General features: G+C 73.1%; 9 protein-coding genes. 7 read left to right on the forward strand and 2 right to left on the reverse strand.

All coding sequences use genetic code 11. The features are described 5' to 3' along the window. Positions 1-357: 357 nt before the first annotated feature. A complete protein-coding gene (gene typA / locus ACIQU4_RS03100) occupies positions 358-2,262 on the reverse strand; it encodes a translational GTPase TypA (protein ID WP_403725039.1) in 1,905 nt (634 codons plus the stop codon). Positions 2,263-2,578: 316 nt separating this feature from the next. Then, positions 2,579-4,879, reverse strand: a complete 2,301-nt coding sequence (locus ACIQU4_RS03105; protein WP_403725041.1) for an ABC transporter family substrate-binding protein — start codon at positions 4,877-4,879, stop codon at positions 2,579-2,581. A gap of 349 nt (positions 4,880-5,228) precedes the next feature. Between ACIQU4_RS03105 and ACIQU4_RS03110 the strand changes: the two genes are divergently transcribed. The 7 genes from ACIQU4_RS03110 (at position 5,229) to ACIQU4_RS03140 (ending at position 14,822) form a co-directional block, all read left to right on the forward strand. Further along, entirely contained in the window at positions 5,229-5,450 is a 222-nt protein-coding gene (locus ACIQU4_RS03110; RefSeq protein ID WP_403725044.1) for a hypothetical protein, read from the forward strand. A 123-nt stretch (positions 5,451-5,573) separates the two neighbouring features. Continuing rightward, the gene (locus ACIQU4_RS03115) at positions 5,574-6,395 is read left to right on the forward strand and encodes a hypothetical protein (RefSeq protein WP_403725047.1); all 822 of its coding nucleotides are present in this window, start codon (positions 5,574-5,576) and stop codon (positions 6,393-6,395) included. A 1-nt stretch (position 6,396) separates the two neighbouring features. Further along, entirely contained in the window at positions 6,397-8,316 is a 1,920-nt protein-coding gene (locus ACIQU4_RS03120; protein WP_403725050.1) for a fumarate reductase/succinate dehydrogenase flavoprotein subunit, read from the forward strand. After that, positions 8,313-9,086 (forward strand): succinate dehydrogenase/fumarate reductase iron-sulfur subunit, encoded by a 774-nt coding sequence (locus ACIQU4_RS03125; protein ID WP_403725052.1) that lies wholly within the window; start codon positions 8,313-8,315, stop codon positions 9,084-9,086. Before ACIQU4_RS03120 ends, ACIQU4_RS03125 begins: the two co-directional genes overlap by 4 nt. A gap of 60 nt (positions 9,087-9,146) precedes the next feature. After that, entirely contained in the window at positions 9,147-10,949 is a 1,803-nt protein-coding gene (locus tag ACIQU4_RS03130; RefSeq protein WP_403725055.1) for a serine/threonine-protein kinase, read from the forward strand. Between the two features lie 41 nt (positions 10,950-10,990). Next, complete coding sequence (locus ACIQU4_RS03135; RefSeq protein ID WP_403725057.1) at positions 10,991-12,637, forward strand: PQQ-binding-like beta-propeller repeat protein; 1,647 nt, start codon at positions 10,991-10,993, stop codon at positions 12,635-12,637. A gap of 55 nt (positions 12,638-12,692) precedes the next feature. Beyond that, positions 12,693-14,822: a TPM domain-containing protein gene (locus ACIQU4_RS03140; protein WP_403725059.1), complete on the forward strand. Its 2,130-nt coding sequence runs from the start codon at positions 12,693-12,695 to the stop codon at positions 14,820-14,822. The last annotated feature ends 6 nt before the right edge of the window (positions 14,823-14,828 follow it).

Genomic DNA, 14,828 nt, shown 5'->3' on the forward strand with positions numbered 1-14,828 from the left:
AGTTGAACAGTGCCCCGAGTGTGCTCGTGAGTCGACGCTCCCCACAGCGTGTGACCCATTGACCCGAGCTCAATGGAGCCATCCTCAGGGACGGCCTGACCGTAAACCACACTTAACTGGTCTCGTTTTCACAACATCACCGCATGGCGAAAACCCGAAATCCGGACAAACGGATAGGAGACAGACACGTGCGAAACGGACTGTTAGTTCATCTTCCGGAGTGTCACGGTCGGTATACGGACACCGCGGACACTGGAACGCAATAATCCGGTTGACAAACGGCAACAACCCCTCCCCCACGAAACCGTGGTGAAGGGGTTGCCGACGGAACGGCGGCCCGGCCGGGCCGACTTGCCGTTACTTCGCGGACTTGGCGCGCGACGCGGTGCGCGAGCGCTCCTTCTGGTCCAGGACGACCTTGCGGATGCGGACGGCCTCCGGGGTCACCTCGACGCACTCGTCGTCGCGGCAGAACTCCAGGGACTGCTCCAGGGAGAGCTTGCGCGGCGGCACCACGTTCTCGGTGTTGTCCGCGGAAGCCGCACGCATGTTGGTGAGCTTCTTCTCCTTGGTGATGTTCACGTCCATGTCGTCGGCGCGCGAGTTCTCGCCGACGATCATGCCCTCGTACACCTCGGTGCCGGGGTCGGTGAACAGGACACCGCGCTCCTGCAGGTTGATCATCGCGAACGGCGTGACCGAACCGGAGCGGTCGGCGACCAGCGAACCGTTGTTGCGGGTGACCAGCTGGCCGAACCACGGCTCGTGGCCCTCGTGGATCGAGTGGGCGATACCCGTACCGCGGGTGTTGGTCAGGAACTCCGTACGGAAGCCGATGAGGCCGCGCGACGGGACGACGAACTCCATGCGGACCCAGCCGGAGCCGTGGTTCGACATGTTGTCCATGCGGCCCTTGCGGATGCCCATGAGCTGCGTGACCGCGCCCATGTGCTCCTCGGGGACGTCGACCGTCATGCGCTCGACCGGCTCGTGCACCTTGCCGTCGATCTCCTGCGTGACGACCTGCGGCTTGCCGATGGTCAGCTCGAAGCCCTCGCGGCGCATCTGCTCGACCAGGATGGCGAGCGCGAGCTCACCGCGGCCCTGGACCTCCCAGGCGTCCGGGCGCTCGGTGTCGAGGACGCGGAGCGAGACGTTGCCGACGAGCTCGCGGTCGAGACGGTCCTTGACCTGGCGGGCGGTGACCTTGCGGTCCTTGACCGCGGACTTGGCCTCCGCGCCCTTGCCGCTGCCGCCGCGGCCGACCATCGGGGAGGTGTTCGTACCGATGGTCATGGAGATCGCCGGCTCGTCGACCGAGATCAGCGGGAGCGCGATCGGGTTCTCCGGGTCGGCCAGGGTCTCGCCGATCATGATGTCGGGGATACCGGCGACCGCGCAGATGTCACCCGGGCCCGCCACCTCGGCCGGCTTGCGGGTGAGCGCCTCGGTCATCATCAGCTCGGTGATGCGCACGTTCGACTGGGTGCCGTCACGCTTGATCCAGGTGACGGTCTGGCCCTTGCGCAGCTCGCCCTGCTCGACGCGGAGCAGCGCGATGCGGCCGAGGAAGTTGTCGGCGTCCAGGTTGGTGACGTGGGCCTGGAGGGGGGCCTCCTCGTCGTACACCGGGGCGGGGACGTGCTCCAGGATGGTGGAGAAGAACGGCTCCAGGCTGTCGCTGTCCGCGGGGACGGTGCCGTCCTCGGGCTTGGTCAGCGAGGCGACGCCGTCACGGCCACAGGCGTAGACGATCGGGAACTCGATCTGCTCCTCGGTGGCGTCCAGGTCCAGGAAGAGGTCGTACGTGTCGTTGACGACCTCGTCGATCCGGGAGTCCGGACGGTCCGTCTTGTTGATGCAGAGGATGACCGGCATGTTCGCCTGCAGGGCCTTGCGCAGGACGAAGCGGGTCTGGGGCAGCGGACCCTCGGAGGCGTCCACCAGCAGAACGACGGCGTCGACCATCGACAGACCGCGCTCGACCTCGCCACCGAAGTCGGCGTGGCCGGGGGTGTCGATGATGTTGATCGTGATCGGGGCCCCGCCGTCCTTGGGGTGATACTTCACCGCCGTGTTCTTGGCGAGGATCGTGATGCCCTTCTCACGCTCCAGGTCGTTCGAGTCCATCATGCGGTCGTCGAGGTGCTGGTGGGCGGCGAAGGCACCGGCCTGCTTGAGCATGGCATCGACGATGGTCGTCTTGCCATGGTCGACGTGGGCGACGATGGCGACGTTACGGATGTCGTGGCGCGTGGGCACTTCGGCGCTTCTCCCGGGATCGTGGATGGCGGCGCGTACGGTCCGGCACGCGCGCCTCGACCGGGCGGAAAACCTGCCACGGCCTTACCCCATCGTACGTCGCGTGGCGGGAACCGCCCGCCGGGGGGTCTGTCAAGAGGCCGGAAGGCTGAGGAGGGCCGGGTACGGGGTGGGGGTTTCCCGGCGTGGGTACTGCGGGTATTGCCGCGGGTCAACGGGTATGGAACGACCTTGCCCGCCGGAGAACCGGCGGGCAAGGGACTTGAGTCACATCTGAGCTTGGGAGCCGAAGCTCAACCTGTCCGGCCCCGTTTTGTCACTTCTTCTTCTTCAGGTCTTCCTTGGCGGCCGGCGGCTTCTTCCAGCCGATGTCCTGGAAGCGGGGGGTGCCGAGGCCGAAGGCGCCGGCGTTGGCCAGGCTCGGCTTGGCGGCCACCAGCTCGGGGCGCTGGTAGAGCGGGATGGACCCGGCGGCGGCCCAGATCCGGGCGTCCGCCTTGCGCATCAGCTCGCGCGAGGCCTCCTCGTCCAGCTCGCCGAGGGCCTGGTCGAAGAGCTGGTCGATGTGGTCGGTGCCGACGCGGGTGTAGTTCTGTTCGACGAGGAGCGAGCCGTCGGCGGCCGGCTCCGGCTTGGCGAAGATCGGGCGGGCGTCGGTGGCCGGGTAGGCCGTGGCCGGCCAGGAGTAGAGCGCCAGGTCGTACTGGCCCGAGGCGATGTGGTCCTTGAAGAAGCTCTCGTCGGCGACCTTGGTCACCTCGGTGTTCACACCGACCTTCTTGAGCATCTGGGCGATCCGCTCGCCGACCGTGCGCAGAGCCTCCGAGCCGGGGCCGGCCGGGAGGACGAAGCGCAGGCTGAGGGCCTTGCCGTCCTTGGCGAGCATGTTTCCGGAGTTACGGACCTGCTTGGCCGGGGCCGGCGCCGGGGAGGCGCTGGCGGCCTTGCCGGGATCGGGCGCCTCGCCGTCGCGGGCGGGGCCCCGCTTGTCGTCGTCCACGGCGCCCGGGCCGGCGGCCTCGCCCTCCTGGCCCGACGGGTCGATCCGCTCGCCCCGCTTGCCCTGGGGAGACGTTTCCGCGCCCGTCCTGATCGCGGACTCCACCACCGGGATCCCCCGGTCCAGGCTGTCCCCGTTGCGTCCGTCGGTCTCGCCCACGATGTAGAGGCCGTCGTTGCCGGTGCCCGGGCCCGAGGGGGTCTTCGAGTCGTCCTGGCCATCCTCCCCCTCCGGACCGGCCTTCGTGCCCGCCGGCTCGGTGAGCTTGCCGCCCCGGCGCCAGCCCGCGTCCGCGAGCAGGGCCTGGGACGCTTGGAGGTCCTTGCCGCCGAGCGCGTCGCTGTTGTCGGCGTACGCCCGCTGCCCGGCCAGTGCCACGTGGCTGCCGACCGGCTTCGCCGGGAGGCCCAGGGGCTTCAGTACGATCTCGGCCAATTCCTTGCGGTCCAGGGCCCGGGCCACCGCCCGCCGGACCCGCTCGTCGGCCAGCGGGCCGGAGGCCCCGTTCATGGCGAGCTGCGTGTAGGCCGGCTCCAGGGACTTGCGGACCGTGAAGGAGCGCAGGGTCGACTGCTCGTCCGCGTAATTCTTGGCCGCCTCGGCGTTCTGTGCCCGGGTCTCGCGCTCCGTGGCCGCCTTGCCCTCGTCGGAGCCGTAGGCGATCGCCCAGGACAGCGTGGCCTGCGCCGGGGTCATCGCCGCACCCGGCCCGTGCGCCGGGGCCCCGCCCGGGCTCGGGCTGCGCGCCGCGTCCCGGTGGGCCTGCGCGATCCGGTCGGCGCCCGCGCGGTCGATCTCCGCCAGGTCCACCTTGCCTGCGGCCAGCGCCGCCGGGCGCTCGGCGCGGGGCACCGCGGTCAGGACCAGCGAGTCCAGCTTGGCCGGCCGGCCCCACCAGCGGGCGTTGCGGGTCAGCGCGGCGGTGCCCGTCTTCTTGTCGATGGCCCCGAGGTTGAACGGCCCGGCGGTGACCTTGATGGTGCCGCGGGCGCCCTCGTTGAAGGCGTCCGGGGTGCCGGTGACCTGCTTGGGGTAGAGCGGGGAGAACAGGGAGCGCCAGTCGGTGTACGGCTTGATGAAGGTGACCTTGACCTCCAGGTCGGTCTTGCCGCGCTCGATCTTCTCGATCCGGTCGTACCCGGCGTTGCGGGCCGTCCAGTACGCCGAGTCCTTGCCGTTCAGGGCCCGCCACTGCGCCACGAAGTCGGCGGCGCCGATCTCGCGGCCGTCGCTCCACACCGCCTGCTGGTTCAGCTTGTACAGGACGACCTGCTTGGGCTCGCGCTCGACGACCTCGGCCTTCTCCAGGTAGTCCGGGTTGGCGGCCGGCCGGCCCTTGTCGTCGAGGACGAACAGCTGCGGCAGCACCGCCCCGGCGATCCGGGTGGTGGTGGCGTCCGCGTCGGCCTGGAAGGTGTTCAGGGTGTCCGGGAGGGAGTCCACGGCCCAGCGCAGCACGCCGCCGTCGGCGACCTTGTCTCGGGCGGTCGCCGCGATGTCCTGTCCGGCGGCCACCGGGCCGCCCTCGTCGTCACCAGAGCCGCAGCCCGCGAGCAGCGGCAGTGCGAGGACTCCCGAGGTCAGGAGCGCCAAGGACCTGCGCCTTCTCTGGGACATGGGTGGTACCTCCGGGACGGGGCGTGAAAGGGGCAGCTTGATCACGTTCGGCGGTATATGGAGCTGATCACACTGGGTGCCGCAACACACTGAAATCCACAGCTCGCCGCACCTCTCGCAGCAGACCCTCGCCACGCCGCGAACCCCACCCGTGCGGACCAATCCGGCTTGCGCCGCGGACGGGCGTTCGCTCGTAAGAGGGATCAAACTGGGAGCAGGGAGGGGCGCACAGATTGCGCCTGCGCGCCCGCAATCGCTGCACGTCCCTTCACAAGCGGGGACGGGAGGCGCGACACTCGCAGGCGCACATGAGCGTTGCCACCGCAACCAGCGGAAGTGAGGGCAAGTCATGTCCCTGCAAGACGATTTGACCGCCGTACGTCGCAACCTGAACGAGCTGGTCCGCTCGGTGGAACGGCTGGAGCAGGACATCGCCCGGCAGTCTCCGGCCACCCCGAGGGCCCCACGGCAGGAGGGGATGGTCCAGGTCCCGGACACCCCGTACGACAGCTCGCTGTGGAAGGACGCCGACGACGAGGGTCTCGGCGCCCGCGACCGCCGGGCACCCTGAACCGGCGGGCGCACCCGCGCACCAGCGCACCCGCACCCCCGCACACCCCACCACCCCACCCGGCCCAGCCGTCCGCGGCTGGGCCTCGTGGGTCACCCCTCATCACTCCACCCGGAGTCCCCTTTGGCCACAGGCACGGAACCACCCCGGCAGCTGAGCGGCGTCCACGACGCCTCCCGGGCCGCGATCCCCGCCCGGCACCTGCGCACCGACCGGTGGTGGCTGGCCCCCGCCGTCACCGCGGCCGGGCTGCTCGCCTTCATCGTCTACTCGACCTGGCGGGCCTTCGCGAACGCCGACTACTACGCGGCCCCGTACGTGTCCCCGTTCTACTCCCCGTGTCTCGCGGAGAACTGCCAGGAGATGCGCGGCGGCCCGAACCTGGACCTGTTCGGCAGTTGGTGGGGCCTGTCCCCCGCCCTGCTGATCCTGGTCTTCCCGCTCGGCTTCCGGCTGACCTGCTACTACTACCGCAAGGCGTACTACCGCGGCTTCTGGGCCTCGCCGCCCGCCTGCGCCGTCGCCGAGCCGCACGCGAAGTACACCGGCGAGACGCGCTTCCCGCTGATCCTCCAGAACATTCACCGGTACTTCTTCTACGCGGCGCTGCCGGTCGCGGGCATCCTCACGTACGACACGGTGCTGACGTTCCGCAACGACCGTTACGAGTGGGGCCACATGGGCCTCGGGACGCTGCTGTTCCTCGTCAACATCGCGCTGATCTGGGCCTATACCCTCTCGTGCCACTCCTGCCGGCACATCATGGGCGGCCGCCTGCGCCACTTCTCCAAGCACCCGGTGCGCTACCGGCTGTGGGGCTGGGTCAGCAGGCTCAACACCCGCCACATGCAGCTCGCGTGGGCCTCCCTGATCAGCGTCGCCCTGTGCGACTTCTACGTGTACCTGCTGGCCAGCGGCACCTTCACCGATCCGAGGTTCTTCTGAGATGGCTCAAGTCGACCGGCAGCAGTGGGACGTGGTCGTGGTCGGTGCGGGCGGCGCCGGGCTGCGGGCCGCGATCGAGGCGCGCGAGCGGGGCAAGCGTACGGCCGTGATCTGCAAGTCCCTGTTCGGCAAGGCCCATACGGTGATGGCGGAGGGCGGGATCGCCGCCTCCATGGGCAACGTCAACGAGGGCGACAACTGGCAGGTGCACTTCCGCGACACCATGCGCGGCGGGAAGTTCCTCAACCAGTGGCGGATGGCGGAACTCCACGCGAAGGAGGCCCCCGACCGGGTCTGGGAGCTGGAGACCTGGGGCGCGCTCTTCGACCGCACCCCGGACGGGAAGATCTCCCAGCGCAACTTCGGCGGCCACGAGTACCCGCGCCTCGCGCACGTGGGCGACCGGACCGGCCTGGAGCTGATCCGCACCCTCCAGCAGAAGATCGTCCAGCTCCAGCAGGAGGACTTCAAGGAGTTCGGGGACTACGAGGCCCGGCTCAAGGTCTTCCAGGAGTGCACGGTCACCCGGGTCTTGAAAGATCGCAGCCTGAAGGACGGGCAGAAGGTCTCGGGGGCCTTCTGCTACGAGCGCGAGTCCGGCCGGTTCTTCGTCCTGGAGGCCCCGGCGGTGGTCCTGGCCACGGGCGGGATCGGCAAGTCCTTCAAGACCACGTCCAACTCCTGGGAGTACACCGGCGACGGCCACGCGCTGGCCCTGCTCGCCGGGGCGCCCCTGCTCAACATGGAGTTCGTGCAGTTCCACCCGACCGGCATGGTCTGGCCGCCCTCCGTCAAGGGCATCCTCGTGACCGAGTCGGTGCGCGGCGACGGCGGGGTGCTGCGCAACAGCGAGGGCAAGCGGTTCATGTTCGACTACATCCCGGACGTCTTCAAGGAGAAGTACGCGCAGTCCGAGGAGGAGGGCGACCGCTGGTACGAGGACCCCGACCACAACCGGCGCCCGCCCGAGCTGCTCCCCCGCGACGAGGTGGCCCGGGCCATCAACTCCGAGGTCAAGGCGGGTCGCGGCTCCCCGCACGGCGGGGTGTTCCTCGACGTGTCCACCCGGATGCCGGCCGAGCGGATCAAACGGCGGCTTCCCTCCATGTACCACCAGTTCAAGGAGTTGGCGGACGTGGACATCACCGCCGAGCCGATGGAGGTCGGCCCGACCTGCCACTACGTGATGGGCGGGATCGCGGTGGACTCCGACACCGCCGCCACCGTCGGGGTCCCCGGCCTGTTCGCGGCCGGCGAGGTCGCGGGCGGCATGCACGGCTCGAACCGGCTCGGCGGGAACTCCCTCTCCGACCTGCTGGTGTTCGGCCGGCGGGCCGGACTGCACGCGGCGCAGTACGCCGACGGCCTCGCCGGAGCGCTGCCCGCGGTCTCCCAGGCGGAGATCGACGCGGCCGCGGCGGAGGCGCTGGCCCCGTTCCACGCCGCCGACGGCGCGGAGAACCCGTACACGCTCCACCAGGAGCTCCAGACGACCATGAACGACCTGGTCGGGATCATCCGCCGGGAGGGCGAGATGGCCGAGGCCCTGGAGAGGCTGTCGAGCCTGCGCGTACGGGCGGCCCGGGCCGGTGTCGAGGGGCACCGGCAGTTCAACCCGGGCTGGCACCTCTCCCTGGACCTGCGGAACATGCTGCTGGTCAGCGAGTGCGTGGCCCGCGCGGCCCTGGAGCGGACCGAGAGCCGCGGCGGGCACACCCGGGAGGACTGCCCGTCGATGGAGCGCGCCTGGCGCCCGGTGAACCTGCTGTGCCGTCCGGTGGATCCGGCGCCGCAGGACCCGGCCGCCGACCGGATCTCCCTGGTCCGGACCCGTACCGAACCCATCCGCCCCGACCTGCTCGCGCTCTTCGAGAAGGAAGAGCTGGTCAAGTACCTCGCCGAAGAGGAGCTGTACCGATGAGTACGTACGACGCGAGCTTCCGGATCTGGCGGGGCGACGCGGAGGGCGGGGAACTGCGGGACTTCACCGTCGAGGTGCACGACGGCGAGGTGGTGCTGGACATCGTCCACCGGCTGCAGGCCACGCAGGCCTCGGACCTCGCGGTGCGCTGGAACTGCAAGGCGGGCAAGTGCGGTTCGTGCAGTGCGGAGATCAACGGCCGGCCGCGGCTGATGTGCATGACGCGCATGTCCACCTTCGAACGGTCCGAGACGATCACGGTCACGCCGCTGCGCGCCTTCCCGGTGGTCCGGGACCTGGTGACGGACGTGTCGTTCAACTATCAGAAGGCGCGCGAGGTCCCGGCGTTCGTGCCGCCGCAGGGGGTGGCTCCTGGCGCGTACCGGATGCAGCAGGTGGATGTGGACCGCTCGCAGGAGTTCAGGAAGTGCATCGAGTGCTTCCTGTGCCAGGACACCTGCCACGTGGTGCGCGACCACGAGGAGAACAAGCCCGCCTTCGCCGGTCCCCGATTCCTGATGCGGGTGGCGGAGCTGGACATGCACCCGCTGGACGCGGCGGCCGAGGCGGGCCTGGACCGCAAGCGCACGGCCCAGGAGGAGCACGGGCTCGGCTACTGCAACATCACCAAGTGCTGTACGGAGGTCTGCCCGGAGGGCATCAAGATCACCGACAACGCGCTGATCCCGCTGAAGGAGCGGGCGGTGGACCGCAAGTACGACCCGCTGGTGTGGCTGGGCAGCAAGATCCGCAGGCGCGCTGATCTGTAGCACCCCCGGCCGTTCACTTCACAGGACACAATGCCCCCTGGGAAAACGTCGCATGACGTGATGTCAGGGGGCTTTGCGGTGCGGGTGGGGGACGAACTGGCCGGCCGGTACCGGCTGGAGCAGCGGCTCGGCCAGGGCGGCATGGGCGAGGTGTGGCGCGGGCACGACCTGGTGCTGGACCGGTCCGTGGCGGTCAAGGTCCTGCTGGAGGCGGCCACGAACGACGAGGTGGTCGCGCGGTTCGGACGCGAGGCCACGATCGGGGCGCGGCTCCAGCACCCCGGGATCACCGTGGTGCACGACGTGGGGCAGCAGGACGGGCGGCTGTTCATCGTGATGGAGCTGCTGGCGGGCGAGGACCTGGCCACGAGGCTCGCGCGGGAGGGTGCGCTGGCGGTGGACCTCGCGGTGGACCTGGCCGCGCAGACGGCGGAGGCGCTGGCCGTCGCGCACGGACAGGCCGTGGTCCACCGGGACCTGAAGCCGGGCAACCTCTTCCTGCTGCCGGGCCTGCGGATCAAGATATGCGACTTCGGCATCGCGCACTCCGCGGACGCGACGGCGGGCTGGACGGTCACGGGCCGGATCATCGGCACCCCCGCGTACATGGCGCCGGAGCAGTGGCGGGGCGAACGGGTGGGCGCGCGGTGCGATCTGTACGCGCTGGGGTGCGTGCTGTACGCGCTGGTGAGCGGGGCGCCGCCGTTCGGGCAGACCGAGGGACCGTACGTCCTGATGCACCGGCACGTCACGGAGGCGCCGCTCCCGCTGCGCGAGGCGGGCACGCCGGTTCCGGCGGAGCTGGACCGGCTGGTGCTGGCCCTGCTGGCGAAGGACCCGGCGGACCGGCCGGAGTCGGCGGAGGCGGTGGGCAAGGTACTCCGGGCGCTGCGCGGCCTTCGCGGGGGCGAGGACGGGGACGGGGACGAAGACGGCCCGAGCCCGGGGTACCCCCCGCCCGGCCAGGGGCCGGCGTCCGGGACGGGGCCGGCGTCCGGGACGGTGTCCGGGACGGTGTCCGGGACGGGGCCGGCGTCCGAGACGGTGTCCGGGACGGGACCGGCGTCCGAGACGGTGTCCGGGACGGGACCGGCGTCCGAGACGGGGCCGGCGTCCGAGACGGGGCCGGCGTCCGAGACGGGGCCGGCGTCCGAGACGGGGCCGGCGTCCGAGACGGGGCCGGCGTCCGGGACGGGGCCGGGATCGGGGCCGGGGGCCGGGGGTGAACAGGTGCACGGATCAGGGTCCGAGGCCGGGGCCGAGCAGGCGCCGGTGTCCGGGTCGGAGGCCGGGTCGGAGGCCGGGGTGGCCGCCGGGGTGGCCGCCGGGGTGGCGGCCGCCTCCGGGGCGGCCGGGGGTGTGGATTCGGGGGTGCGGGAGTTCGTACGGGGGCTGCTCGTCGAGGCGGAGGACGCGCTGCGGGAGCTGCCGGGTGGCGCGGATGCCCGCGTCGAGGCGCTGGCCATCGCCGCCGATGCCGCGGCCCGCTTGGACGCGGACCTCGCGGCCCGGCTGCTGGCCGACGCCGAGCGCGCGGCGTGGGCCGACGGCGCGGGCGACGGGGCCCGGGTGGCCCGGCTGCTGACGGCGCTGGCCCGGAGCACCGCCCCGCACGCCCCGGCGCGGGCCCGGCGGCTGCTGACCGACGCGCAGCAGGCGCTGTTCACGGTGCCCGGCTCCCGGCGGGAGGGTCCGCTGCGCGCACTGGCGGAGGAACTGATCAAGGTGGCCCCCGAACAGGCGTCCCAGATCGCCGGGTACCACCTCGGCGGGCGCCCGGCGCCCGGCGGGCGCCCGGCGCCCGGATCGAGGCGGCCCTCGCCGCGGAGCGGCCCGGGGAGGCCGAGCAGCGGCTGGCCCTGATCCAGGACCCGGGCCAGCGCGCGGCCGCCACGTACGACACGGTGCTGGCCGTCGCCCCGCGGGACCTGGAGACCGCCCTGCGCCTGAGCGAGCGGATCGGCTCCGCCGGGGCCCGGCTGCTGGCGCTGTGTCAGGTGGCGCGCGACCGCGCCGAGGCCGGGGACGCGGCGGGCGGGGCACGGGCGCTGGAGCAGGCCGACGAGGAGCTTCCGCGGTTCCTGGAGGAGCGGGCGGCCTGGCTGCGCGAGGAGGCGGCGCACCACGCCGAGCAGGGTCGGCCCGTACAGGCCGAGCGGCTGCGCGCCCAGGCGGCCGCCCTGCTGAGCCACCACCCGGAAGAGGCCGCCGACCAGAAGGCCGACCACGCCCTGTCCTCTGTGGCCGAGGCCCGGGCCGGCGTCCGGCAGGCAGCCCTGCGGCCGCTCGACCCGGCGGCGGCCCGGCAGGGCGCGGACGCGGCCCGCGCCCTGCCGGACCCGGCGCTACGGGCCCGCGCGCTGGCCCGTACCGCGCGGGAGTGCCTGGCGACGGACGGGATGCCCTGGCTGGCGGAGGCGTCCGCCGGCGTGGGAAGCCCCCCGCCGCCCGGCACGACGGCCCTGGGCGGTCCGGACACGGGGCCCGGGGCGCCGCCGTCGCCCCCGCCCGCGGCTCCCGGGACCCGCGCCTGGCACACGGGTGCGCGGCCGGACGCCCTGTATGCCGCCGGGGCGCACGTGGTGTGGCGGTCGGGGAGCGAGGTGGGCTGCGTACGGGCCGGCGTGGGCGCGACCCGCTGGTCGGCCCACGCCGACGAGGGCGCGGCCGCGCCGCCGCTGCCGGGGGCCGGGCGGGTGCTGGTGTCCTGCGTGGCCGACCCCGCCACGGTGTACGTCGACGTACGCCGGGACGACGGGCCGGGCGTACGGATCGTGGCGCGGGAGCCGCGCGACGGGCGGGTGCGGTGGTGGCGGGACCTGCCGAAGGCCGGCCCGGCGCTGCGCGGCGCCGGGCCGGTGCTGGTGCACGAGGCGCAGGGCGAGCTGACGGCGCTGCGGGCGACGACGGGCGAGGTGGAGTGGCAGCGGTCGCTGCCGGACGGCACCCGCTCCCTGGCGGCGGTGGGCGACTGCCTCGTCCTGGCGGACGGCCGGTGGCTCCAGGCGCTGGACCTGCGGAGCGGGCGGCGGCTGTGGACGCAGCTGCGGAACTCGGAGTCGTCCGAGCGGACGTCCGACCAGCAGCCGGTGCACCTGGTGGAGGGCGCGAGCCTGCGCGCCGTGGACCGCGGCACCGGCCGGGAAGTGTGGCGGTTCGCGCTGGGGACCCCGGCGGAGCGGCTGCTGGTCGAGAGCGGCACGGTGTACGCGGCGGCGCACCACCCCGTCCGGGGGGACCGGGTGTTCGCGCTCGACGCGCGCACGGGGGCGCCGCTCTGGCAGCGGACCGTGGTGCGGCGCGAGGGCACCGGGTGCGCGCTCGAACTGCTGGGCCTGCGGCCGGGCGGGCTGTACGTGAAGGCCGCCCGCGGTGGCCGGCGCGGGCGGCTGGGCCGGGAGTCGGGGCCGTTCGTCGCCGTACTGGATCCGGCGACGGGCAAGCCGCGCCGCCGGTGGGAGCAGCCGGGGCTCGCCGACGGGGACACCCTGCTGGTCGGCGACCGGCTCGTCCTCTCCCGCCCGGAGCTGTCGGCGTACGCCCTCCCGTAGGTCGTGTCGCTCCGGGGTGCGGGTGGGCAGAACGGCCCATACCCTCCCAAATGTGATGCCGCCCAAGAGCAGGTCGAAGCGACGCACCACCGCCGGGATATCCGTACGGGCCGGGCTCGTCCTGGCCGCCGCGCTGCTGGGGCTCGGCGGCCTGGGGGTGGCCGGGGCTCCGGCCGCCCGGGCCGAGGATCCCGTCACGCTGTCCGGGCAGGGGCAGATCACCGACCGCGTGGGCGCCCTCGGCGACCGGACGGCCGCCGTCACCGCCGCGCTGGAGAGGCTGTACGCCGGCCACCGGATCCAGCTCTTCGTGACGTACGTGGACGATTTCTCCGGGCGTTCCGCGCAGAGCTGGGCGGACGCCACCGCGCAGAAGAACGGCCTCGGCCAGGACGACGTGCTGCTGGCGGTGGCGACCGGGGCCCGCCAGTACGCCTATTCGGCCGATGTCGACTCAGGTTTCACCGCGGCGCAGCTCGCGGACGTCGCCCGCACGGCCATCGAGCCCGCGCTGAAGCAGAACGACTGGGCGGGCGCCGCGATCGGCGCCGCCGACGGGTACGGGGCCGTGCTCGACGGGAAGCCCGTACCGGTGCCGGCCATCACCCCCGGCGTGGCGGACCCCGGCGGCGGCGCGGAGGAGGACGGCGGGGCCGGGGACTACGTGCTCCCGGTGGTGGTCGTCGGCGCGGCGGGCGCCCTCGGGGCGTACGCGTACAGCCGCCGCAAGCGCAAGGGCGGCCGGGGCGGCGGCTCCGGTACGACGGGCTGGGGCGAGCAGCCCGCGACCACGACCGCGCTCCCGCTGCCCGAACTGGACGCCAAGGCCAAGACCCTGCTGGTGGAGACCGACGACGCGATCCGTACGAGCAACGAGGAGCTCGGCTTCGCGTCCGCGCAGTTCGGCGACGCGGCGGTGGGCACGTTCACCGAGGCCGTGGCCTTCGCGCAGAGCGAGCTGACGGCCGCGTTCCGGCTGCGCCAGCAGCTCGACGACGCTCACCCCGAGGACGATCCGACGCGGCGGCGGATGCTGGACGAGATCGTGGCCCGCTGCACCGAGGCGAGCCGGCGGCTCGACGCCGAGTCGGCGGACTTCGACCGGCTGCGGGACCTGGAGAAGAACGCCCCGCAGGCGCTCGCCACGGTGGAGGCGCACTTCCGCGCGCTGACGGGCCGTACGACGACGGCCGGGGCGACGCTGACCGCGCTGGCCGGGCGCTACGCGGACTCGGCGGCCGCTCCGGTGGCCTCCAACGCCGAACAGGCCGGGGACCGGCTGCTGTTCGCGACGACCAGCCTCGGCGAGGCGCGGGCGGCGATCGACGGCGGCGACAACGGGAAGGCGGCCGTGCACGTACGGGCCGCCGAGGGCGCGGTGGACCAGGCGGCGAAGCTGGTCGACGCGGTGGAGCGGCGGGCGCAGGAACTGGCGGAGGCGGCCGGGAAGCTGCCCGGGGCGCTCACGGAGACCGACACCGACCTCGCCGATGCGCGCGGCCTGCTGAGCGGCACCGCGGAGGGGGCCTCGACGGCGGACCTGCGCGGCCGGATCGGCCGGGCGGAGGCGGTCCTGGCCGACGTACGGCGGGAGCAGGCGGCCGGCCGGTACGACCCGATCGACGCCCTGCGCCGGGTGGAGGAGGCCGATGCCGTCCTCGACGAGGCGCTGGCCGGGGCCCGGGAGCGGGAGACGGGACGGCAGCGGGCGGCCGCGCTGCTGGACCAGGCGGTGCTCTCGGCGCGCAGCGCGATCGGCGCGGCGACGGACTACGTCACCACCAGCCGGGGCGCGGTCGGCAGTCAGGCCCGTACCCGGCTGGCGGAGGCGCAGCGGCACATGGAGCGGTCGGCGGCCCTGGCGGGCTCGGACCCGGCGGGCGCGCTGGCGGAGGCGCAGCGGGCGGACGGGCTGGCGCGGCAGGCGCAGGAGTTGGCGGAGCAGGACGTACGGGCGTACGAGAACCCGTACGGCGGGCAGCGGCAGCAGCGCGGGGGCATGGGCGGCGCGGTCCTCGGCGGGATCATCCTGGGCGAGATCCTGGGCGGCGGCCGGGGCCGGGGCGGCGGATTCGGGGGCGGCGGGGGCTTCGGGGGCGGCGGCTTCGGCGGCGGGGGGCCGGGCCCGGGCTCGTTCGGCGGCGGGGGCACCCGCGGCCGCATGGGCGGCGGCGGCCGTTTCTGACCCGAT

This window comes from Streptomyces sp. NPDC090741 (genome assembly GCF_044769045.1).
Taxonomy (GTDB): Bacteria; Actinomycetota; Actinomycetes; order Streptomycetales; family Streptomycetaceae; genus Streptomyces.

Bases quoted from the DNA above. Each gene is read 5' to 3' on its own strand.
- ACIQU4_RS03105 (WP_403725041.1), bottom strand. From the start codon at position 4,879: ATGTCCCAGAGAAGGCGCAGGTCCTTGGCGCTCCTGACCTCGGGAGTC.
- ACIQU4_RS03110 (WP_403725044.1), top strand. From the start codon at position 5,229: ATGTCCCTGCAAGACGATTTGACCGCCGTACGTCGCAACCTGAACGAG.
- ACIQU4_RS03120 (WP_403725050.1), top strand. From the start codon at position 6,397: ATGGCTCAAGTCGACCGGCAGCAGTGGGACGTGGTCGTGGTCGGTGCG.
- ACIQU4_RS03125 (WP_403725052.1), top strand. From the start codon at position 8,313: ATGAGTACGTACGACGCGAGCTTCCGGATCTGGCGGGGCGACGCGGAG.
- ACIQU4_RS03130 (WP_403725055.1), top strand. From the start codon at position 9,147: ATGTCAGGGGGCTTTGCGGTGCGGGTGGGGGACGAACTGGCCGGCCGG.
- ACIQU4_RS03140 (WP_403725059.1), top strand. From the start codon at position 12,693: ATGCCGCCCAAGAGCAGGTCGAAGCGACGCACCACCGCCGGGATATCC.